Here is a 23229-nt window from a genome sequence, read left to right on the forward strand (position 1 = left end):
ATGGACGGCAATCGTTCTCAGTCGCTAAGTGACCTCGACGAGCTGCTCGTGTCGCTCGACGAAGCGGGCGTGGCGCTCGACCTTGGCTTCGGGCCGGGGTCCTTGCGAGAGCAACTCCACCAAGGCGTCAAAACGCCCGCTCCTTATCGCCAACTCGTCGACAACTGGGAAGCCGACGACGAGATAGCGGAAAGCAGCCACCGTGTCGCCGCCCTCAAACATGCCTTGGCGCTGGCCCAAGAGCACAACGCCTACGGCGGGCGGATGGCGACCGGACTCGCCTACCCGGCGGTGGTCGCGACGCTCGCCTGCGTGATCGCCGCGGTGATGGGCTACCAGCTGCTCCCGATCTATGAATCGACCTACGAACAACTCTACGAGCCGGTGAGCCCGGCCGTCGCCCGGCTGCAAGTCCTCCGGACTCTGACGCCCTTGTGGCTGGTGGCGGTTCCCCTCGGCATCGCCTACGGCGTCCGGTGGGCCAAGCGGAGCGACCATTCGATCCGGGCGCCACGGCGGCGCACCAAGCTCGCCGAATGGGCCGAGCGCTCCGGCAGCGAAGCGGACCGCCGAGCGGTCGCTGGACTTGAAGCGAATCAAACCCATCAACGCGCTTGGCGTCGCACGACCTACTGGCCGCTGATTGCGTTGGTGGTTGTCGGCGGCGGCGCGACGCTGCTGCTGGGGCTCGCGCTCTTCGAGCCGATGATCGAGTTGCTCTACCGCCTCGCCAACTAAACGATCGGAACCGACCTCTTCGATGCCCCGCTACCGCTACGAAGCGAACAATGACGCCGGCGCCGCTCTCCGCGGCGTGCTTACCGCCCCGAGCGTCGCCGCCGCTACGGCGCGGCTTGAGTCGCAAGGGCTGAGCGTGCGGTCGGTCGCGCTCGATGACCGGCAAATCGGCGAAGCCGAAGCGCCGTTGGCAGCGGCGGTGGATCGGCTCGTGGAAGCGCCTGACGAGCTAGCCGAACCCCTGACGGCGTACGCCGAGGAGTTCGCAACGGGACGCCGGCGCCGCGAACTTGTCTCCATCGCGGCCATGCTGCGGGAAGGAGACCGCGAAGCGGTGCTCGCCGCGGCGGGGAGCGATCCGGCGGCTTGGAGCGCGTTGCTCGCGGCAACAGCCAGCGGCGCCTCGTTGCAAAGTCAATTTGCGCGCTTCGTCGAGCGCGAAGCCACCGTTATCGAAGTGCGGCGCAGGCGACGACTTGCTTTGGCCTACCCGTTATTCATCGGCGCGCTCTGCCTCGTCTTCGTCTGGGGGCTTTCGTTGGTCGTAATGCCGACCTTCAACGCTATTTTCCGAGACTTTGGGCTCGAACTCCCGGCCTTTACCACGTTTGTGCTCGCCCTCGGGTGCTTTCTCGCTAGCGGCGGAGGGCTGTTGATTCTTGGATCGCTGTTAATTGCCGCCGTCTTGTGGGCGTTCTACCCGTGGTGGGCGCCGGGAAGTGTGCGTCGCGTCGTCGATTGGCTCGGCGGAATTCGGCGGGCGACCCGATCGCTGGTGAAGGCGCGGATCGCGGCGCACTTGGCCAACCTCCACGAAGCAGGACTGCCGGCGCCATCGAGCTTCTCGCTGCTGGACCCCAACGGCGTCGAGATGACGTCGGGCGGTAACCGAACATCAATGAGCGCCATCCGTTATGCCATGAGCGCTGATCTCCCACCCGATTCACGTACGCGGCTGCTGCGGGCCTTCGCCGCAAACTCGAACGAAGCCGCCGCCGAAGTGGAGACTTGGACGATGGGGATGGCCGGTCCGGTTTCGGTCGTCACGTTGGGGATCGTCGTCGCATTAAGCACGATCGCGCTCTTCTTGCCGCTAGTACGCCTCATCGAAGGACTCAGCTAGCTGCATGACTGCTACCTACTTCCCCACCTTTCGCAAGCTCGCCAACCGCCTCCGTACAGCGCGCTGGCCGTCCTATGCCGGCCCTAAGGGAGGCGACTGGTTCCCCACCTTCGCGCCATGGTTTATGGCGCTCTTGGGTCGGGGCGGCGTGACGCCGACGCAGCGACGGGCCCTGTTGCGATTGATTCAAGTCGCGGCTGAAGAACGGCTCGCGCTGGCGCCGCTCGTTGCCGCATGGGCTCAAGAGGAGCCGTCGTCGCAACGCATACGACTCATCAAGCTATCGCAATCGCTCGCCGACGGGCTTTCCATCGCCGACGCCGTCGAGCGGTTCCCGGTTACGTTGAGTGACGAGGAGATTCTGCTGGTCCGCTTCGCCAGCGAGTCTGGCACGCTCGTTTCCTCACTAAAACAGTACCTCGCAATAGAGGTCGACATCGCCGCGCCGGTCCGCAGCAACCTGCGCCGCGCGAAGAACTATCTGCTGATGTTTGTGCTGATCGGGACCCCGCTCGCACTCTGGGTCTACACCTTCATCGGCCCTGCGCTGGAGCAGATCGATGACGACTTTGGTGTGGGGGGCTCGGCGTTACGCCCTATCAACGATCTGCAGCACTTCGTGTTCGATTGGATCGTACCGTTTAGCATCGGCGCCATCGCCATCTTGATCGCCAGCCGTTGGATGACGGGACCGTGGCGCCGCCTAGGCCGCAGTGTGGCCCCGATGCTGTTCGGATCGGTGCGTCGCTTGCGTACTGCTCACCTGCTGCAACGGCTCAGCGAAAGTTGCGCTGCGGGGAAGCCGCTGGCCGGCGCCCTCTCCACACTTGCTCGCAATCACTACGACCCGGCGTTGCGTCACAAGTTGCTCTACGCCCGCAACGAGCTGGCGCTCGGCGCCGAGCTTTGGCCGAGCTTCCACGCAGCGGGCCTGCTGACCGACAACGAAGCGCGTGCGCTCGGCGCCAGCGAGCGGCTCGACGCCAACGAGTCGTCGGGCGTAACCGTATGGACGCTCGCCACGCTTGCCGACGGTAAGCAGCGCCTCGCCATCCGCAAGCAAACCTGGTTGTCGATGGCGCTTTGGCTCGCGGTGGTGCTGCTGTTCGGCGCCTTCGTGCTCGTCCAGGCGATCGGCATGTTTACGTTCCTCAGCGATATCGTCTACCACAACGCCTAACCCCATGCAGCGAATCCAAGTCAATAACACCCGCCGCGGCGTGACGCTCGTCGAGACGACGATCGCCCTCGGGCTGCTGGTCGCCCTGATGTCGGTCATGGCTTCGCTCGCGGTTCGCAACCAGCGGGTGCTCGCCGACAACCGCGCGTACCGCCTTGCGGTGGATGAGCTGTCGAATCAGCTTGACATGCTCACCGCGTTGCCCGCCGACGAAGCGGCGACAGCGCTCGAGGCGTTGAGCGGCGAAGAACCAGTAGGACCGGTCACCGGCGCCACGCTGCGGGGTAAGATGGCGGACGAAGACTATGGGCGCAGGCTAACCGTGACGCTCTCTTGGCCGGCCGCGATCAAGCGCCGCCCCGATGTCACGCTATCAGCATGGTCATTCGTTGAAGATGATTCCACGGAGGACCAGCTATGAAACAACGCCGCGGCTATTCGCTGGTCGAGCTGCTGGTCGTGATGGCGGCCGCCTCGACCGTCCTCACCCTATCGGCGATGCTCATCCACCGCACGATGCGTCTGGCGTCGCAGACGCGGTCGTTCCATGCCGAAGAGGCGACCGCTTGGCGGCTCTCCTCTCAGTTGCGTCGCGACGCTGCCGGCGCCGTGGCGATCGACCTTGAGGTGACGGGCGCCGAGTTGACCGTTGCGCTTCGCGATTCGCAAGCGAAGACGATCGTCTATCGGTTCCTCGGCGCCCAGGTGGAAAGATCACAACAACTCGAAGGGGATCGTGTAGCGCGCGATGCCTTTGTGCTGTCGAGTGTCGCTGATTGGGTCGCCGATGAGTTCGAAGACTTGGAGGCGGTACGAATCGAAGCCATGCCGTCGCGGCTGCCGGTCCAATCGTTGGCGCCCGTCCCCGTGAGGCTCGTCGTGCGGGCCGGAGGGGAGTCAACGCCATGAGACGTCACCGACAACTACGCCGTAGCGCCGCGGTGCTCGTGGCGGCCCTCGTCTGCTTGCTGATCGCGTTGTCGATCGCCACGACGATGATCGTCGAGTCGATCGCGCGTCGCGGCCAGTTGAAAATCGAACTTCACGCCCGCCAGGCCGAGTTGCTCGTCCAAGCGGGGCGGGGCAGGGCGGTGGTGCGGCTCGCCGCCAGCGCCGACTACGACGGCGAGAGCTGGGCGCCCGAACTCGGCGACGGGCTCAATGCCACCGTTGATATCTCGGTTGAGCCCGACGACGACGGCGCTATCCGCGTCACGGTCGCGACGCAGTATCCCACCGACAGCCCCCAAGCGGTCCGTCGATCGCGAGTCTTCTTGCTGACAAACGCCAACCCCTCGGCCGAGGAATGAACGCCATGCCAACCACGTCTCTCCCGTCGCCGCGTCGCGGCTTCACGCTCGTTGAACTGCTGGTGGTGATCGCCATCATCGGCATCCTGGTGGCGCTGCTGCTACCGGCGGTGCAGGCCGCGCGCGAAGCGGCGCGGCGGTGCAGCTGCCAGAACAATATCACCCAACTCGGTCTCGCCGTTCACAACTACGAGTTCGCGCACGAGAAGTTACCGCCCGGGGTGATCAACCCGGAGGGGCCGATCCGTAGCGAGCCGGTTGGCCAGCACGTCGGCTGGATTGTGCAGGTGCTGCCCTACTTCGAGGAGCTAACGGTCTACAACTTATTCGACCAAGAAGCCGGAGCGTACGCCCCAGTTAACGCCGAGTTGCGGAAGCTGCCGATCAAAGTGCTTCAGTGCCCCTCCACTTGGCACGACGTGATCGATGAAGACAAGACGGCGGCGGTCTCGGACTACGCGGGGTGCCACCATCACGAAGAGGCGCCGATCGACGAAGACAACGCGGGCCTGTTGTTTCTCAATAGTGCCGTTCGCTACGTCGATATCCTCGACGGGTCGAGCCGTACGCTGCTCCTAGCCGAGTCCGTTTCGGACCCCGCCGAGGCATTGGGTTGGCCTTCGGGGACGCGTGCTACGCTCCGCAATACAAGCAATCTCAACGTTGGTCACAAGCGGCGGTATACAGCGGCTCCGGCGGAGGAAGAACTCGAGAAGCCGTTAGCCACCTTTGTCGGAGGCTTCTCCGGACCTCATCCCGGTGTTGTGATGGCGGCGTTTGCGGACGGTTCGACAAGGTACTTGAAGCAAGACATCGCCCCGGAGGTCCTGCGTCAAATCGGCGCCCGCGCCGATGGCGAGTTGCCGAAGCCACTCTAGAAGCCCATCACGTCGTCCCTGAAACCAATTCGAACCTACGGGCCCATCTGAGCCGTGGGCGCGAGCCCTCGGTGGGCGGCGCGGACGGAGGTGACGCTCGATTGCGCCACCCACCTAGGGCTCGCGCCCGCGGCTCAGACGCACCGGTGGATAGAGACCCCATAGCATCGCTTTTAAGGGCCCTAGCAGGCACGTACAGGCCACGTTGACGTGCTTCAGCACAGAATGCCACCTCGGAGTTGGAACGCGTTAAAGGGCCCTCTGTGAGCCTTAGGCGGGGCGCCTTGTTTTACGGTCATTCCGGTCTATTTGCCGGCTTTTCGCTTGCTTTTGGCCACAGGACTCTGATGTGCTGAGCTTGCGACAGACCGTCCGTAGTACACGCGCTCCGTGTTACAAAATGCTGGCGAGCCGGAAGCTCACGGGCGTTTTGCAGCTCTTATAGCGTACTTCATATTGCCGTAGCGTCTCGCGCAGAGACGCGGAGACGCAGAGGGTAGGCAGCGAAGACTCACGCCAAGGCGCCAAGCCGCAAAGAACGTGTTGTTGTTTGATCGTTCGCGGCTGCGCTTATTTCTCAACGACTTTGTCTTTGCGCCGTGGCGGCTTTGCGTGAGTCTTGAAGGCATCTAACTCTGCGCCTCTGCGTCTCTGCGCGAGACGTCCCCACGTTGCTCCGTGGATCAGAGCGAGGCTAGAAACGCTACGGTCAAGTGAAGCACGCTCTAATCAAAGCCTTGGCGATCAAGAGGTTGTGTCAAACGCTAGGCAAAGAACCGGGGGCTAAGGCCCCGCGGCTAGTAAGTCCTAGCCCGTAAGATCAGCGGGCACGCCTTAGCGTCCGGTTCCTCGACTTACGAGGAAGGGTGCAAAATGCGCTCACGCTTCCAGCTTGCTGGCAACTCGCGGTTGAACCTTCGTTGGTAAGGCAGTCGATTCATGCGGTCCGCACAGCGGACCCTACGCGGTGCTACTCGACTGCGGTTGCGCCGTTGGTGACGCGACTCTTCACCGTGCGGCGGTCGATTCCTAGCACGCGCGCGGCCGGTTCATAGCCGCCAACCTGCGCATGGATGTGGCGACAGTACGCGGTGAGCAGTTCGTCCGCGGTGAGCTCGCCTTGCTCGGCGAGCGCAAGCCACGCGGCGCGTGTCGTTGCGGCCTCGTGGGACGCCGGGAGGTACTCGCCGCGCACCAATACACCGCGGACGCATTGCTCCAGTTCGCGGATGTTGCCGGGCCACTCGTAGTCGCGCGGCAGCCGCTCATCGATCCATGCGAGGACATCGGCCGCGAGCTCGTCGGCCTCGGACGACGCGGCAGCGCCAAGCAGTCTGCCGGTGAGGAAGCGCACGAGTCCAGCGATCGCCTCGGGGCGATCGAGCAGATGCTCGGCGAGCGATGGCAACTCGATACGATCCGAGCAGAGCCGGTAGTAGAGGTCTTCCCGGAAACGCCCAGCTCGCATCTCGGCGGCGAGGTCGCGATTGGTAGCGGCAATCAACTTGCCGGCAAAGCGACGCGGCAAGGTCTCGCCAAGCCGGCTGTAGTCGCGCGACTGGGCGACTCGCAACAGCTTCACTTGGATCGCCGGATCGACGTCGCCGATCTCGTCGAGGAACACGGCGCCGTGCTCCGGGCAGCGTTCGAGCCAGCCGACACGGTCCGCCGTCGCGCCGGTGAACGAGCCCTTGGCGTGCCCGAAGAGCTCGGACTCGACGAGCGTCGGCGACAACGCCGACAAGTTGAGCGCGATGAACGAATCGTCATCGCCGACGAACGAACCCGTCGCCGGATCGAACGGCCTGTACTGCGCGCGGCCGATCGCCCGGGCGACGAGCTCCTTGCCGGCGCCGGAGGGACCCGTGACGAGAGTCGCCAGCTCGCGCATCCGGTCGTAAAGCAACCGCCGGTAGCGACGCAGGTCGTGCGTGAAGATCGACTGCCAGACCGCCGCGCGCAACCGCGTCGCGGGGCCCGACTCGCCGATCAGGCAGCTGTAGATGCCGTCGAAGGCGCGGCGGACTTGGTAGAGACAAGCGAAGAGGTGCTCGCTTGTCGATAGCTGGGCGCGCTGCTCTTCGCTGAGCGGTCGGTGGAGCCGTTCACGCTCGTCACGGAACGCGGCCCACGCTTTGGCGACGCGGCGGTCGTTGCGTTGGGGATAGACGAGCTCGGCGCCGATGCTCGCCACGTGGCGGTAATAGAGCGTGTAGGTGACCGCGTCGTCGTAGAGAGCCGCGTCCCGCCCGCTAAGCGACCCCTCGCACGTCTGCCGTTCAACGAGACGCTCGACCAGTTCGCTCGCCAGCGTGGTGATCGCAACAACGTTGGGGCGGTCGGTGCGGCTGGCGCTGGCGATGCGGCTCCATGAGGCAAGTGGTTCCGGCGAGTAAGCGTCGCGAAGGACGGCCTGCTCCAGCGTGATCCGCTCGGGCAAGAACGGGTTGCAGTAGGTCAGGTCGGACAGCGAACGGAGCAGGTGGTGCTCGTCATCGTTCAGACGGGACATGGTTGGCAGGTTGCTGAGGTCTCTATTGAACGCCCACCAACAGTGTACATCGGGCGCCATCATTTTGGCGCCCGATGTACAGCCTCGCTCAAAGTCGCGTGTCGCCGGAGAGACGGAAATTGTCGCAAACTACTGTCGGGTAAAGACATACGCATCGCTAACGCCATTGGCGCCGGCGTTGCGTATGGGGCGGTCGCTGTTCCCGACGACCGTTTTTCTCCCTCCGTAAGGACCGACGCCATGATGGATGCCGACACACCGCCCGCCGCCAGCGAGACGGGCGCCTCTACGAGTTTGGTGCAGACGCTTCTCGACCCCCGCAGCCTCCAGGCCCTGATGCTTGGCGGCGGGGGGCTGCTGACCCTCGGCCTCGTCCTGTGGCTGACGGTGATCGGCGTCTTCGACAATCCACTCCACGCCGCCGTCGGGCTGGGTGTGGCGAACTTCTCCCTCTTGGGCGTGGGTGCGTGGCTCGCCGCCCGCACCCGCTACCGTCTCGCCGGCCGCGCAACGGCGATGCTTGCCTGCTTGCTCTTGCCGCTCAATCTATGGTTCTACGACGCCCAAGGTCTCGTGACGCTCGCAGGCGGCGGCAACCTCTGGGTCCCCGCCCTAATTTGCTGCGTCGTCTACGCCGGCGTCGCGCGACTCTTGAAAGATTCGCTTTTCGTCTACGCGTTCGCCGCCGGCGTCGCGATGACAGGCCTAGTGTTCTTGGCCGATGGCGATGTCGCTCGCTTCTGGGAAGTCCTAGCGCCGAGCACGCTGCTGGTGTCTCTGGGCGTCGCCTGCATCCATGCCGAGCGACTGTTCCCAAACGCCAGCGAGCCCGACGAACCCTTCAGTCGGCAGGACTTCGGCCTAGCGTTCTTCCGCGCCGGCCACGCGCTACTCGCCAGCGGACTTGGTCTGCTGCTCGTTGGTCGCATCGCAGGACGGTTCTATGAGACGCTGTTCGCGGACCTTGGCTGGTTCGTGCAGCCCGACGTGGCGACAGTCGCCAGCGTGAAGCTCGCAGCGCTCGGCGTCGCGCTGGTGGGCGCCTATGCTTACGCCTACAGCCGCTGGTCGCGTACCGGGCAGGGCCGCTACACGCTGCTGTCCGCGCTCGCGCTATCGTGGAGTGGCGCCATCGGCGTCGACTTGGCTGGCATCGTGATCACCGAGGTGATGGTCGCCGGCGTGCTCGGCGTCGTTGCGTTGGCTTGCCAACTGGCGCTGAACGGTCGGCGTCATGAAAGCAGCGAAGAAGCCGCGACCGAAGCCGATGTCACTCAATTGCTCGATGGCACGGCGCGTGTCGCCGGCGCGGCGGGCTTGGCGCTCGCTCTTGCCCAGTTGGTGCGGGCGGCGTGGTTGGGCAGCTTCGGTCCGCTCGCCTTCACGCTCGATTGGGGCTACGCGGCGGCCGCAGGGCTCGTTGCAGTCTCGACGGTGCTGCAAGCGATGCGGTCCACCCAGGCGCTGCGTTGGATGCCGGTTGGCCTCGCAGGCGCAGCGTCGGTTGCGGGACTCGTGGCCGCCGGCGCGACGGGTCTACCAATCGCGTGGGTGCTCTCCGCCGCGACCCTCGCCCCGCTGACGATGGGCGTCGCCACGCTGCTGCGACGTGACGAGGAAAGCACCGCACTGGGGCGTGGCGTCGAAGCGAGCGTGCTGTTCGTCGGCGGCTTAATCGCGCCGTTCGCGCTCTTCGAGACGGGGCTCGCGACCATCCTCGGCACGGGCGGCGTCACCGTCGCGTTGGCGTTTGTCGCTTGTCAGCAGAAACGCTACACAACGGTCTTCCTTGCAACGCTCGCTGCCGTTGCGACTGCTTCGCAAGCGGTGGTGGTCTACGACCTCGACGCTTGCTTGCCGCTCTTGGCGGTTAGCGTTGTCGCAACGACATTAATCTTCCTCGAGAAGTTTGGCACGCCGGTGCGGCTGGCCGGTCCGGCGCGGGTGGCGATGGTGGTCGCCGGCGTCGCCGGCGTGTTGCTGGCGGGCAACCGGTTGCTTGGCGACGACGCCACTTGGCCGCTGCTGGGGACCGTCGCCGCTCAAGCGGTCATGACAGCCCTGGCGGTCGCGCTCACGCGGCGTGAAGAGGGCCGCAGCCCGCTCGTGGCGCTCGGGTTGGTGCAGGTCGCCGCGTCGGCTTTGCTGCTCAACACGATGTCGCAACTGGAGTTCATCCAGCGGATCGAACTGCTCGCCACCGCAGTGGGCGTCGTGCTTGTGACGACGGGACTCATTGGCTGGCGGCGCGAGGCCGGCGAAACGCTGGCCGAGGACTCGGCCACCGACGTCAATCTGTGGCTTGGCAGCTTCCTGGCGGCGGTACCGATGACGCTTGGCCTGATCGTCGCCCGATTCCTCGGCGGCGCGACGGCGTGGGTCGCATTGCACGACGTGGGCGTCCTCGCCATCGGATTGGGGCTCGTCGGGACGGGCGTGCTTTGCCGCCTGCGGGCCCCGACGCTCGCCGGCGCCGGGATGCTGATGGTGTATCTGACGAGTCTGGTGACGCTGCTGCATCTGCCCGATCAGTTGCAGAATGTTGCGGTCTACCTGATGGCCGGCGGCGGCGTGTTGTTCGGCGCCGCGGTGCTGCTGAGCGTGTACCGCGACCGGCTGCTGGCCATCCCTTCGCGGATCCGCGAAGGGGAGGGCGTCTTCGCGGTGCTCAAGTGGAGGTGATTGAAAGCGAGCGTCGGTAGGTCGTCGGGACCCGTGACGCGCCGCCCGCACGGTGAAAACCGTGCGGGCGGTTTTTCATTTTATAGGCATCTGGTTCGGCAGATTACTCTCAATGACCAAAGGGCCTACTCCGGACATCGGCGCCTTCTCGGCACATGAGGTGCAGATTTGACGATGACATGAATTGCGACGCTCTTGACGGTAATGACCCGCTGCCGATGCGGGCGAATGCCCACTAGGGATCCTGCCCCGAGTGGCAATAGCAATAAATAGGGCTGAGGCGCCCGATTTTGAGGCAGTTCCAGCGCGAGGTTGCCTGTGATGCGTGCCAAACTGCGTCCAAAAGTCCGATAATCCGGGCCGCTCACGCCTATCCGCAGACTCATTGTGAATAACCTCTTCATGATTCGTCCCACAGCGTTGCTCTCGTTGGACGCGTGTCTATGCTGCAATTTACGTCTTAACGACGAAGAGTCCCGACGTTATCGCTCCGGCCAGCCCCCGCCAGCGAAGCGCGCCGTGTAAGGCATCGTCGCGCCGAGCCATCCACCCGCCACGACTAACTTCCCGTCTTGCGGATGAACTCCATGTGTGAGCATTCGAACACGGATGAAGGCGGCGCCCCGCTACGGGGAATTCGATTGCAGGAAGGTGATATCGATGTTTCGCCGGCGTCCTCGAGTCGGAGGCAGCGGCGATGATCTGGATCCCTTTGATCGGCGCGGTGGCGGCGTGCGCCGTATCACTATCGCTAACCGCCTACGTGATCTCTGTCTCGCACCGACTTCGACTCTATGACCAGCCCGACCACCGCAAGGTACATCGCCAAGCGACCCCGCGTCTTGGTGGCGTAGGGATCATCGGCGCCGCACTGTTAGTGGGCGTGCCCCTGTTCGCCTGCTTGGTGGATCCCTCGACTGAAGGGGGGTGGGTTGAGTTGAAGCACTACTCGGCCCTCGCTATTGGGGCCTTGTTCGTCTTTGTTATGGGCGTGCTAGACGATCTTTGGGAAGTCTCATCACGGCTTAAGCTGATCACCTTGCTGGCGGCGTCGTGCGTGTTCTGCGCCTCGGGCGCCGGGCTTGGTGAGGTGGTCTATGACTTCCAAGCCGCCATCCGCTTTCCGTGGCTGTCGTGGATCCTCACGGCGGCTTGGATCACCGGTATGGCTGTTGCGTTCAACTTCATCGATGGGCTCGACGGACTATCGGGCGGGTTGGCGTTGATGGCGTTTGGGGTGCTGGCCTACTTTCAGCTCGACGCCCACCACTATGCCGCGGCCGTTGCGCCCTTGGTGATGGCGGGGGCGATAGCCGGTTTCCTCCATTTCAACCGACCGCCGGCGCGTACCTTCATGGGCGATGGCGGGAGTCTCACCATCGGTTATCTGATCGGCGCGATGACAATTGCCGCTAACGCCGAGCCAAGACCAGGCACGATGCGTGCGATGGTTGTTCCGAGCCTGGCGATGAGCGTCGCGCTCGTCGATACCGCTCTCACGCTGTTTCGCCGGAGGTACGAACAGCGCCGCTCATTGTTCACCGCTGAGCGAGGCCACATCCATCACCGACTGCTAGATCGTGGTCTACACCCACGCCAAGCCGTGCTGTTGATCCATGCCGTGTCAGCCATGGCCGTCGCTATCGGGGTCTGCTCGCTGCCGCTCGTGGGATGGTCGACCCTCGGTGGGCTGGCGCTGGTGGTTCCTCTGCTGTGGGGGCTGTTCCACGCGGCTGGCTCGGTGCGGACGACACAGATGATCTCCGCAATCCGCAGCAAACGAGAGATTGACCGTGACTCTCGACGTCACCGCAACGCCTGCGAAGCCTTACAGCTCGAGTTCGATAGCGCCAAGACCTTCAGCGAGTGGTGGCAGACCGTTTGCGACGCCGCCGAGCAACTGCGCTTCGCCCGCATTGAAATGCCGATTGCCAAGGCCATGAACGGCGAACCAATGACCTTCCGATGGGTGAACGCCGAAGGCGACGGCGAGATGGAGGATGTCGGTCGGTCGATCGACGCCAAGCTTCCTATTTGCACCGACGCGGAAGTGACCAACTTTGCTGAAGTTCGAGTGCCGGTCGGCTCCTCACTAGAATCGGCCAGCGAGCGTCTGGCGCTCTTCTCACGGCTGATGTCCGACAGTGGCTGCGCTGCGCTTCGCCGAATCCAGCGTATGGAAGAGCCTCCATGCCACGCAATCGCGGCGCAGCCCCGCGGTGAGTTCAGCGACCTACGTGTGGCAGTCGTCCATGACTTTTTCTACACCTACGCCGGCGCCGAACGTGTCGTCGAACAAATCATCCGTGTCGTTCCACAATGCGATGTCTTCGGGCTATTCGATTTTGTTCCCGACGAGAGCCGTGGCTTTCTCTGTAGCAAGCCTGTGAGCACGACGTTCCTGCAGCGAATGCCTTTGGCTCGGACCAAGCACCGGGCGTACCTGCCGTTGATGCCGCTCGCTATCGAGCAGCTCGACGTTTCGGACTACGACCTCGTGATTTCCAGCTCGTACTTGGCCGCTAAAGGGGTGATCACCGGGCCCGACCAGACGCACGTTTGCTATTGTCACAGTCCCGCGCGGTACGCCTGGGACTTGCAGCACCAGTACCTCCGCGAAGCCGGTCTTGGCTTCGGCCCCCAAGGGATTCTCGCACGGACCATCCTCCATTACTTGCGAAACTGGGACGTACGGACGGCGCTCGGCGTCGACCATTTCTTGGCGAACAGTCGATTCGTCGCCCGCCGCATTAGTAAGTTCTACCGACGTGAAGCGGTGGTGATCCACCCACCGGTGGATGTCGATACATTTGTTCCCTCCGTCGATGTTCGCGACGATTATTATCTCACCGCCAGCCGACTTGTCGGCTACAAGAAGATCGACGTCATTATCGAGGCGTTCAATCGCACCCCCGACCGTAGGCTGATCGTCATCGGCGACGGCCCCGAGCGACGGCGACTCGAACGCTTGGCAGGATCAAACGTTGTCCTCCGCGGTCAGCTTGGTAAGGCGTCGCTTGTTCGTCACTTGCAACGGGCGCGGGCCTTTGTGTTTGCTGCGGAAGAAGACTTCGGGATCGCCCCGGTCGAGGCTATGGCGTGCGGCACGCCGGTGATCGCGTTTCGCAAGGGCGGCGTCACCGAGTCGCTCGAAGAAGGTAAGGCCGGGATATTCTATGACGAGCAATCCGCCGACTCGCTACTGGAAGCAATCGAGCGATTCGAGTCCCAGGGGCCTCTCAACGAGATTGATCGGATCGCGACGCGTCGCAGAGCGGAACAATTCTCGAACGACGCCTTTGTTGAGCATCTCACTTCTTTCCTTAGAGAAGTGACTGGCAACGGTCATCGTCGCGCCGGCGCCTCTCGCCGCCTTGAAGACCGTCTCCCGCGAGCGATCGAGAGCCGCCATTGCTCGACGGAAGACGTCGGCCAGACTTTGCCAGAAGCTCCAGGCGAGCTGCCGCCCATCGATGACGTATTCCCAGGGACGGATCAGTAGGCCGTCGCGGGTCTTTAGAAGCCCTGACTAACAATCTTCGAAGTAGAACGTGAGTACCGCAACGCCGCCGAGCGTCCAACCCGCCGCCGCGATTTCCCATCTCGAATGCGAGACAGGCCATGCTGCGCCTCAGCCGGCTCCTTTGTCCGCCGGCGTCCGCTACCTGCGTCCCTCGAAAGGTTGGCGCGCCATCGACGTCGTCGAGCTGTGGCGCTTCCGCGAGTTGTTCTGGATCTTCGCACTCCGTGACATCAAGGTCCGCTACAAGCAGACGGTCATCGGCGCCGCGTGGGCGCTGGTCCAGCCGATCGCTTTCACGGTGCTAGGGGTTTTTGTCTTCGGACGCGCAGCCGACCTCGGAACCGACGGCGTCGTGCCAGTCTTCCTGTTCTTCCTTGTGAGCCAACTCCCGTGGATGCTGTTTAACACGGGCCTGCAATCCAGCAGCATGTCTCTGGTCAGCGCACAGAACATGCTCAAGAAGATCTACTTCCCACGACTTGTGCTCCCAGTCAGCGCCGCGATGGTTTCGTTGGTTGACTTAGCTGTGCAGTTCATCTTGGTAGCTTTGGTGATCTTGGCGCTGCCGCTGCTGCATGGCGGCGCCGCATTGACGCCGCCTCCGCAGGTGGTGCTGCTTCCGGTAGCGATAGTGTGGGCCTTCCTGGCGGCGCTGTCGGTCGGCCTGCCGCTCGCGGCGCTCAATGTCGAGTTTCGCGATGTCCGTTATGTGATACCGTTCATCACTCAATTTGCGATCTTCGCGGCCCCTGTCTTTTGGCCGGCAAGCCGTCTGCCAGACGGATGGCGCGAAGTCTACGGGCTGCTACCCGTCGCCGCGCCGATCGAGTTCTTCCGTTGGTGCGTCCTCGACACACCAGCACACCCCGGTATGTGGGCCGTCGGCGCCATCAGCACCTTCGTCTGCCTGGGAGTGGGGCTGGCATACTTCGCGAGAATGGAGGACCGGTTCGCCGATGTCGTCTGACCTCGCCATCCGCTTCGAAGGCGTGGGTAAGGAGTACCACGTCGGCGCCGCCAGCACTGGCGGTCGCTTCAGCTATCAGTCGCTCGGCGAGCGACTGACCGGGGCGCTTCGCAACCCGCTGCGAGCCGCCGCCGGCGCGTTGCGTCGTCCCGATCAGGACAGTTTTTGGGCCCTCAAGAACGTGTCGTTCGACGTGCGCCGCGGCGATGTGGTCGGCGTCATCGGTCGTAACGGCGCCGGAAAGAGCACGCTGCTCAAGATCCTGTCGCAGATAACCCGCCCCACCGAGGGCCAGATCGAGGTCCGCGGCCGAGTCGGGTCGCTGCTCGAGGTCGGCACCGGGTTTCATCCCGAGCTGACGGGGCAAGAGAATATTTTCCTCAACGGCGCGATCCTCGGGATGACGCAACGCGAGGTGCGGGCCAAGTTTGATGAGATCGTGGCGTTCAGCGAGGTCGAACGGTTCCTCGCCACCCCAGTGAAGCATTACAGCTCTGGGATGTACACGCGGCTAGCCTTCGCGGTGGCCGCCCACCTCGACCCGGAGATCCTAGTGGTCGACGAGGTGCTGTCGGTGGGCGACGCGGCGTTTCAGAAGAAATGCTTGGGAAAAATGCAGGACGTAGCGTCGAGCGGCCGGACGGTGCTGTTCGTAAGCCATAACATGGCGGCAGTGAAACAGCTCTGCACCCAAGGAGTCGTTCTCGAGAGAGGCGCCGTCGCCCTAAGTTCTAGTTCGGCTGATGCGATCGACTGGTACCGAAGAATGAGCGAACTGCCCGACCAGGGCGAACGATTCGTCCAAATCGAAAGCAGCGACGCCACCGCATGCATTGAGAGCGTGCAAATTTCTGATGGCGACGGCCGTGCGATCTGCCAGACCGGTGAATCGGCGGTTATCTCGATTCGATGTGAACTGCGTAAGAGATTACTCGATCCAGGATTCGTTGTCTCAATCGCAACCTTGGAAGGGATCGAACTCTTGCGCCTTTCCAACCAGCCTATCTCGGGAGTCGCATGCCCCTTCAATCAGGGGCACGTAAATGTTGAGCTGCGACTACCGATGCTCGCTCTGACGGCGGGCATGTACCGCCTCTCCGTTGGAGTAACGATGCCGAATCTAGGTTTCGTGATTCCTCCCACCGAGGCGTTCACGTTCGAAGTCCATGACAGCAACTACTATCAGAGCGGCACGCGACTCGACCAATCGAAAGGTTACTTACTAGCGAACCATCGGTGGGCGTTCGACCAGCCAGGGGAGGCGTTGGTAGCCGATGACTAACCTCTACTCTGTCGAATCAGCAACGACACTTCCAATCGTGCTATGCCATCCAGCCTGCTCGGGCGGCTCGCTAATCTATCGCCACTTGGTTGCTGCGACGGGTTGTGTCTCGGTGCACGAAGTTGGCCATCACTGGCTGCCGCGCCCCGAGGACTTTCGGCCACTCGACCCAGAAAGCCAGCTGACTAGCATGGGGAAACTAAGTCCCGAGGATTTTGCCGAGATCTACTGGACTCGAATGTTAAACGCGAGCGTCATCGCCAAGCGATCGGCGAGCCGACTGCTTGTCCGAGAACACACCCATCAATACTACTTCGACGACTCCGAACCTACTGGGGCGGATATCAGCTGGCTCCGACATGAGTACCAACGCAGGACAGGAGCGATTCCGCCAACTGTCGTGTCGTATCGCGACCCAGTCGACTGCTGGCTAGGAATGAAGGCGAGCTTTCCCGATACCGTATCGTACGACTTCAACGCCTACTGTGATCGGTACTTGCAATGGATTCTGCCCGCAATTGAATCTGCTCGTGAAAGTCGCCATTTAGTTTACCTAATCAAGTACGAAGACTTCTGCGAATCTTCAACAAATCTGATCCTTCAATGCGCATCGGCGTTGAGAGTTCGTGCAGGTTCTACCTACCAACCTGCTACGGTTTCATCCTCCGGAAACTCCGGGAGACGCAACGACTCCCGAGTCTCCCGCCGACCTCGCAGACCTTACACCCTCAGGCTCGTCTCTGAAGCGCTCGCGAGCGATTCGTATGCGAAACTTTGCAGCCTTCTTGACTACCGACATCTGGCGGATGAACCGAAGCTCCAGCCGGGACTTCACAGCCTCGTGCGTACTGGAGCCAGTGCATTCCGTACGCTGTCCGAAGGCGCATTAAGTATCACCAAAGCATCAACCAGAGTGCTTCAGCGCACCGCAAATATGCCTTAGGCCCCTAGGGTTCGACCCTCGAATGGCGGACGTAAGTAGAATCATTCGTTGAATACGCACCGCCTTTTACCAGCGTTCTACCAAGAGACCTCCGGTCACCGTCAAAGACCATCGACTTCAGAAATCGATATGCAGTCGCTAGAGCCAACAGCCTTGCTTGGAACTACGAACGCTGGTGATACGGCGGCCATGCCCTACGACAACCTGTCGTGGCCGAAGATCTCTGTGGTCACACCTTCCTACAACCAGGGCGAATTCCTCGAGGCCACGATCCGTTCGGTCCTCGATCAAGACTATCCCGGTCTCGAACATCTCGTCGTTGATGGCGGCAGCAACGACGGCAGCCGCGCGATACTCGAACGCCACACCCATGACCTCGCCTTCTGGTGTTCCGAACCCGACAACGGGCAGGCCGATGCGCTCTCCAAAGGGTTCGACCGAGCGACCGGGGACGTGTTGGGTTGGCTTTGCAGCGACGACCGCCTTAGACCAGGCGCCCTCGAAACGGTGGGGCGGATCTTTCGTGACGAGCCCGACACACACGTCCTAGTGGGACACGTGGATTTTGTTGACCCATCTGGGAAGCTTGTCTATGCGGCCAAAGGGCGTGACTCGACGCTGCTCGACGTAGCTTCGTATTGGAAGGGGTATCACCTCCACCAGCCCGCGGTTTTCTGGAGACGGGGCATCTATGAATCCGCCGGACGCATCCGGAAGAACTTGTACTACACGATGGACTTCGAACTCTGGCTTCGATTGGCTGAACTAACCTCATTCCGACTTGTTGATCAGGTTTTGGCAGAGGCAACGGTCCATGCTGAAGCCAAGAACGGAGTCACTTTTGTTCCTTACCGTCGTCATCAGTTGATCGATGTGATGCGTCGCTACGGCCAACCTTTCTCGACGAGGCATTGGTCGGTTCGAATTGCCTTGTACCGACACTTGGCCATCGAGCCCGTAAGAATGCTCCTCGGTCGCAAGCCTTTGTATCTCTAGACACCCTTCCTATTGTGCCACCCGCCATCAGCCTCATCGTCTGCACCGACGGCGCCAGAGTCCCTACGGAACTCCTGGAAGCCCTCGCACGGCAAGTCGGATTACCGGAGGCTGGAGTTGAGCTACTACTCATCTACAGCGGTCACCGACGCGTCGTTCGTGAGATCAGCACAGCGGCGGAGCAGAAATTGCACAGAAACTGGACCGTCGTCAATCTCTGCAGCCCAAAGCCGGGCAAGGCGCGGGCTATCAATCTGGGGTTGGAACGTAGCCGTGCCGATATTCTGGCCTGGACAGACGACGACATAACCCCCGAGCCCGAATGGCTGGCGACGCTCTGTAGGCCACTGCTATTGCCACACGATCACCCAGAAGCTTCGGACATCACCGGCGGCGTTGTCACGATCGCGACGCACCTCGAGCAGTATTGGTTTACCGAGCGTCATCGACTTCGACTCGCTGAGACTCTTTCAGAGAAGCGCCAAGGATTTGTCGGCGCCAATCTCGCCTTCCGGCGATCCGTTCTCAAGCACGTTCCGTGTTTTGACGAGGAACTCGGACCTGGCGCGTTGGGGTTTCAAGAGGAGACGCTTTTTGTTCGACAACTTGAAGTCGCTGACGCACGAGGCTGCTTTGTGACTGACGCCAGAGTGGTCCACTGCTTCGACCCCATTAGGCTTACCCGGCCCTCACTCCTACAGTCGGCGGAGAAGACCGGACGATCGACTGCCTATGTCACCAGACACTGGGAGCATGAGAAACCAACCTTCCTCTGGCTTAGGCTCCTTCGAAAGAGGTTGCAGCTTGTGTGGTGGCGCCTGCGTAACAGGACAGGTCGAGATGATGAGTCTGAGGGGGCAGACGACAAAGAGCTCGACCTCTATCAGATAGCAGTTTTCTACAAGTCTCTAATCAACGAATGGCGCCGCCCCGCCAACTATTCACGACATGGCTTGGAGCGAATCGAGTTGATTCCTGAGCAAGCCGCCAGTGTTGATAGTCCGGTTATTCGATCGGCTAGAACCCCGAGTGCTAGCTGAATCCATGAGCCTCATTTCAATATGCATACCGACCTACAAGCGCGCTCAACTCTTAGTTGAGGCAGTCGAGTCATGCTTGCAGCAAGATTATCGCCCAATAGAGATCCTCGTCGGCGACGACTCACCACAACCGGCGGGACGACAGGATGTCGAGATGCTCTGCGCCGCCGCTTCCGTTCCGCTGGAGTACCTTCATCATTCCCCCGGGCTTGGCCAGGCTGGGAATGTCAATTCTTTACTCAATGCAGCGAAGGGCCATCGACTTCTGCTTTTGCACGACGACGACCGTTTACTCCCTGGAGCTCTCTCGACCCTCTCCGACTGTTTCAAGCGCCACCCTGAGATCGTAGCCGCCTACGGCCGTCAAAGACTCATCCAAGATGACGGAACCGACCTCGGCGATAGGGCGGCGGAGTCCTTGAATCAGAGTTTTCGGAAAAGTCTTACGCACGCTGGACTCCAGACCGACTCGGTTGAAGCCGCGCTTCAAAGACAATTCCCCAACAACGCGTATCTCGTTGCGACCGATAAGGCGAAGGCGATTGGATTCCGTGAAAAGACGGAGGTTGGCGATGCCTGCGATACGGACTTCGGCGTACGCCTCGCAATAGCGAATCCAGGACCAAGGTTCTACCTGACGGCTACCTATACTGCGGAGTATCGAATCACTCGCATGGCCATCTCGCGAACTTCGAAATCGACAGCCGACTACTATCGGTTCCTTCTGCGCCTGGAAGTTCCGGAGGCCTCGGAGCAGACCAAGCAAACGGTACTGACTCATATCGCTGCGAATGCAGCCGGGCAGCTGGCTCGGCAAGGCGCCCGGCAGGAAGCGATGAGCGTTTACTTATCACGTTGGTACGGCTGGAGGCGTCGATTGAGTCCGCGGGGCCTTTCCCATCTAGCCCGAATACTCTTACCGATACACGACTCAATGAACCCTCGTCATTGAGTCGCCTACCTCTTACCTCTGATCATCAAACGCGTTACTTGCGCGGGTTCCAGATAGTCGTTCAGGTTGCGTTGAGCATTTCGAGTTGCACAATTTCTGTCGTGGTCCCCACGTACCGTCGGCCCGATATGCTCGTCGGATGCCTCAGGGCGTTGAGCGCGCAGACATTGCCGCCGCTTGAGGTGTTCGTCTGCTATCGCGATGGTGATGGCCAGACCGAGCGCGCCCTCCTATCCCTCGGTGAAAAAGAACTGTCGCTTGTTCATCGGATGGTGCTGGGAAGTAGCGACAACTTCGCGGCAGGACTCCGTGCCGGGATCGCTGCTAGTAGCGGTGACCTCGTCGCGTTAACCGACGATGACTCGGAAGCTCCGCCGGACTGGCTGGAACGGATTACGGGCTACTTCCGTGACGCCTCGGTAGCCGGCGTTGGCGGCCGCGATGTTCTCCCCAGCGAAACCGTGTTGGCAGAAGTCGTCGGTCGCATCCAATGGTTCGGACGAAGGATCGGCAACCACCATGCCGGCGTAGGCGGCATGCGTGACGTCGATTTCCTCAAAGGCGTTAATTGCTGCTTCCGAGGCGACCTGCTGCGGGAAATTGGGGTCGATCGCCGACTGAAAGGGTCCGGAACTGTTATCCACACGGAGCTCTCCATTTGCCTGCCGATGCGGCGGTCGGGATGGCGTCTGATATACGATCCGCAGCTATCCGTGACGCATCACATCGCGCAGCGTCAGGACGGCGACAACAACCACCGCGGGGAATTCAACACCAGCGGATTTGGAGATACAACGCATAACGAAACACTGATGGTGCTTGAGCACCTAAGTCCCCTCGGACGGATCGCATTCGCGTGTTGGAGTTTCCTGATCGGCACAGCCTTCACGCCGGGTTTACTCCATTGCCTTCGGTCAGTCGCAACCGGGGGAGAGCCGGCTACACAGGCGGTGCGCCGCTGGTGGGCCACGCGCTCCGGACGGTTTGCGGGTTTGAGAACCTATCTTTTATTGCCGCGTCCCACGCAATTAGTCGCGAAGAGGCGCCCATGAGTAACGTCTACCCCGCACCGGTGATCAGGCATCGACGCGTGAAGAAGACTTCGACGGCTGAGATCAACGCACGTAATCGTTACGCCGTTCTGTGCTTGATCATCAACTTCGGCGTGCTGGCGTTGTGCGCAAAGATGGGGGCGCTCCGCCTGCCAGATCTGGTCGTCACGATCCCGACACTCTTGGGCGCGTTCACACTAGCGATGCGGGACAGCAAGCGGCTTGGTACGTACGTCATCTGCGTCTGGATGCTGTCTCGATTCGTCCGCCGTTTGATCGACTGGCAGTTGGGAGGCTTTGAGTCACTCACCGTGCTCAGCCTGCTCCCGATGATGACATCGCTTACGCTTATCATTCCCACGATTCCGCGGCTGCACCGACTGCCCAACCGAGTGGCGCAAGCCTTACTTCTACTCATCGCCCCGACGATGGTCGGAGCCATCATTGGGGTCGTTTCGTACGGTAGCGCGGCGATCGTCGATACCGGGGGCTGGCTGTTGCCTCTCCTATTTGTCCCCTACTTCGCCGTGAAGCCGACACCGCTCGCTGATCGCCTTGCCACGTTGCATGATGTTGTTGCGCTCGCCGCCGTTGTCGCCGCGTACGGCTGGTTTCAATTCGTTTTTCTACCGCCTTGGGACGCGATGTGGCTGCGAGAGTCCGGCATGACGAGTAGTATGGGCCTAGCCGAGACGATGAGCGTCCGCGTGTGGGGAACACTGAGCTCGACGGGCCCCGCCGCCGCTTTCTGGGCAGCGGCCCTAGGGCTGCTGTTGTGCGGCGTCCGCCCCGCCCCCGCAAGAGGAGTGGTGCACTGCCTACTGATTGGAAGCGCGCTGCTCTTGTCACGCGTCCGCGTCTGCTGGTTGTCGCCCCTCGTTGGCTTGATCACTTACGGCGTTCTCCGCGGAAAAAGGGGCGTTGGGGAAGCCATGGGCATTGGGGTGTTGATTACGGTCGTCGTGGGGGTGGCGACTATGCTGCCGGGCGGCGACCTCGTCTCCGAACGGTTGCAATCTTTCTGCAACCTCGATCGAGACAACAGTCTACGCGCCCGCCTGCGCATCGCATCGGACTTGATGGAATCGATTGCTGAGCATCCGTTCGGTCAGGGGATAGGTTATACGTCGGCGAATAAGCTCAACGGCGGAGGAGGGAAGGTGACCGGTTTGGACAACGGAATCGGGGCGGTCATCTATTCGCTAGGCCTCCCCGGCGCCATGCTTTGGTTCGTCGGCCTTGCTAGTCTCGTGGCGGCTATGCGCGCCAAGGTCAAGCAATCGACGGGCGCCTGTCGCCGGATCGCTGTGGCGAGCCTGGTCCAGCTGTCGATGTCATTTGCTTCGCTCGCATCGGCGTTCTTTCTGGCTGGTGAGATGGGGATCGTCACTTGGCTGACAGCGGGGTTGGCGTTAGCGCCAACTTCCGAGACAGGGGCCAAACCGATAACGGCAAATGGCCCTGCCTCGCTGGCCTTCACTACAGGGGACAGACCTCATGGTCCAGAATTGGCTTAAGCAGCAGGTGAGGTGTGTGCTGCTGCCACCGAGCCCACGTCCGGCATGCCTATTAGGAGGAGAGCTCCGCAATTGGGAATGCAGTCTGAACATCGACACACGGGTGTGGCGGAGGTTACGCATGATCGCTCCTGGATTAGCCAACAGCGGTTGCGCGTCCCGAGTCGCCGAGGCCTCACCCCACAGGCGACACCCCTCAGGGCAATACCCAGCTAACTTCAGAGCACCCATTCACGACTAGCAGTGGACACGTTAGCCTCCAGTCCTATCCTGATGATGTCCGAGTCAACAACGGCTGCGCTTGCCTGGCGACTAAGTACCCGGTTATACGCGAAGGGTTGGCGCCTACCTGCCAAGCTTGCGAAGGCCTTCAATTTTATTTGCTTTCGCGCTTTGCTACCTCCAGAGGCTAAGATTGGAACTGGTCTGATACTCAAGCATTACGGTCTCGGGGTGGTGATCCACCCTAATGTTGAGATCGGAGATAGAGTCACGATCTATCACCAAGTAGCCATCGCGGGAGAAACCTGGATC

17 protein-coding genes are annotated in these 23229 nt (G+C 61.8%); 16 read left to right on the forward strand and 1 reads right to left on the reverse strand.

The window, feature by feature from the left end:
- The 7 genes from Spa11_RS13930 to Spa11_RS13960 are packed head-to-tail and all read left to right on the forward strand — an operon-like array spanning position 1 to position 5229.
- A complete protein-coding gene (locus tag Spa11_RS13930) occupies positions 1 to 738 on the forward strand; it encodes a hypothetical protein (RefSeq protein ID WP_145113254.1) in 738 nt (245 codons plus the stop codon).
- Between the two features lie 22 nt (positions 739 to 760).
- Positions 761 to 1861 (forward strand): type II secretion system F family protein, encoded by a 1101-nt coding sequence (locus Spa11_RS13935; protein WP_145113257.1) that lies wholly within the window; start codon positions 761 to 763, stop codon positions 1859 to 1861.
- Between the two features lie 4 nt (positions 1862 to 1865).
- The gene (locus Spa11_RS13940; protein ID WP_145113259.1) at positions 1866 to 3041 is read left to right on the forward strand and encodes a type II secretion system F family protein; all 1176 of its coding nucleotides are present in this window, start codon (positions 1866 to 1868) and stop codon (positions 3039 to 3041) included.
- Between the two features lie 4 nt (positions 3042 to 3045).
- A complete protein-coding gene (locus Spa11_RS13945) occupies positions 3046 to 3462 on the forward strand; it encodes a type IV pilus modification PilV family protein (RefSeq protein ID WP_145113261.1) in 417 nt (138 codons plus the stop codon).
- Entirely contained in the window at positions 3459 to 3950 is a 492-nt protein-coding gene (locus Spa11_RS13950; protein WP_145113263.1) for a PulJ/GspJ family protein, read from the forward strand. The genes Spa11_RS13945 and Spa11_RS13950 overlap by 4 nt, the downstream gene beginning before the upstream one ends.
- Complete coding sequence (locus Spa11_RS13955) at positions 3947 to 4351, forward strand: hypothetical protein (protein WP_145113265.1); 405 nt, start codon at positions 3947 to 3949, stop codon at positions 4349 to 4351. The genes Spa11_RS13950 and Spa11_RS13955 overlap by 4 nt, the downstream gene beginning before the upstream one ends.
- A gap of 5 nt (positions 4352 to 4356) precedes the next feature.
- Complete coding sequence (locus Spa11_RS13960; protein WP_145113267.1) at positions 4357 to 5229, forward strand: DUF1559 domain-containing protein; 873 nt, start codon at positions 4357 to 4359, stop codon at positions 5227 to 5229.
- 970 nt (positions 5230 to 6199) lie between these two features.
- Here the strand turns inward: Spa11_RS13960 and Spa11_RS13965 are convergent.
- A complete protein-coding gene (locus Spa11_RS13965) occupies positions 6200 to 7741 on the reverse strand; it encodes a sigma 54-interacting transcriptional regulator (protein WP_145113269.1) in 1542 nt (513 codons plus the stop codon).
- Positions 7742 to 7981: 240 nt separating this feature from the next.
- Between Spa11_RS13965 and Spa11_RS13970 the strand changes: the two genes are divergently transcribed.
- The 9 genes from Spa11_RS13970 to Spa11_RS14010 all read left to right on the forward strand — a co-directional run bounded on the left by Spa11_RS13970 (position 7982) and on the right by Spa11_RS14010 (position 22695).
- A complete protein-coding gene (locus Spa11_RS13970) occupies positions 7982 to 10423 on the forward strand; it encodes a hypothetical protein (RefSeq protein ID WP_145113271.1) in 2442 nt (813 codons plus the stop codon).
- 697 nt (positions 10424 to 11120) lie between these two features.
- Positions 11121 to 13925 (forward strand): glycosyltransferase, encoded by a 2805-nt coding sequence (locus Spa11_RS13975; RefSeq protein WP_145113273.1) that lies wholly within the window; start codon positions 11121 to 11123, stop codon positions 13923 to 13925.
- 49 nt (positions 13926 to 13974) lie between these two features.
- The gene (locus tag Spa11_RS13980) at positions 13975 to 14913 is read left to right on the forward strand and encodes an ABC transporter permease (protein WP_145113275.1); all 939 of its coding nucleotides are present in this window, start codon (positions 13975 to 13977) and stop codon (positions 14911 to 14913) included.
- A complete protein-coding gene (locus Spa11_RS23000) occupies positions 14903 to 16195 on the forward strand; it encodes an ABC transporter ATP-binding protein (RefSeq protein ID WP_197529393.1) in 1293 nt (430 codons plus the stop codon). The genes Spa11_RS13980 and Spa11_RS23000 overlap by 11 nt, the downstream gene beginning before the upstream one ends.
- A 991-nt stretch (positions 16196 to 17186) precedes the next feature.
- A complete protein-coding gene (locus tag Spa11_RS13990; RefSeq protein ID WP_197529394.1) occupies positions 17187 to 18134 on the forward strand; it encodes a glycosyltransferase family 2 protein in 948 nt (315 codons plus the stop codon).
- A gap of 14 nt (positions 18135 to 18148) precedes the next feature.
- Positions 18149 to 19174 carry a glycosyltransferase gene (locus Spa11_RS13995; RefSeq protein WP_197529395.1) on the forward strand — a complete coding sequence of 342 codons (1026 nt, stop codon included), beginning with the start codon at positions 18149 to 18151 and terminating at the stop codon, positions 19172 to 19174.
- Between the two features lie 4 nt (positions 19175 to 19178).
- On the forward strand, positions 19179 to 20126 hold the full coding sequence (locus Spa11_RS14000) for a glycosyltransferase family 2 protein (RefSeq protein ID WP_145113279.1): 948 nt from the start codon (positions 19179 to 19181) through the stop codon (positions 20124 to 20126).
- A 101-nt stretch (positions 20127 to 20227) separates the two neighbouring features.
- Entirely contained in the window at positions 20228 to 21178 is a 951-nt protein-coding gene (locus Spa11_RS14005) for a glycosyltransferase (RefSeq protein WP_261342265.1), read from the forward strand.
- Positions 21175 to 22695: an O-antigen ligase family protein gene (locus Spa11_RS14010; protein ID WP_145113284.1), complete on the forward strand. Its 1521-nt coding sequence runs from the start codon at positions 21175 to 21177 to the stop codon at positions 22693 to 22695. The genes Spa11_RS14005 and Spa11_RS14010 overlap by 4 nt, the downstream gene beginning before the upstream one ends.
- The last annotated feature ends 534 nt before the right edge of the window (positions 22696 to 23229 follow it).

It is taken from the genome of Botrimarina mediterranea, from assembly GCF_007753265.1.
Taxonomy (GTDB): Bacteria; Planctomycetota; Planctomycetia; order Pirellulales; family Lacipirellulaceae; genus Botrimarina; species Botrimarina mediterranea.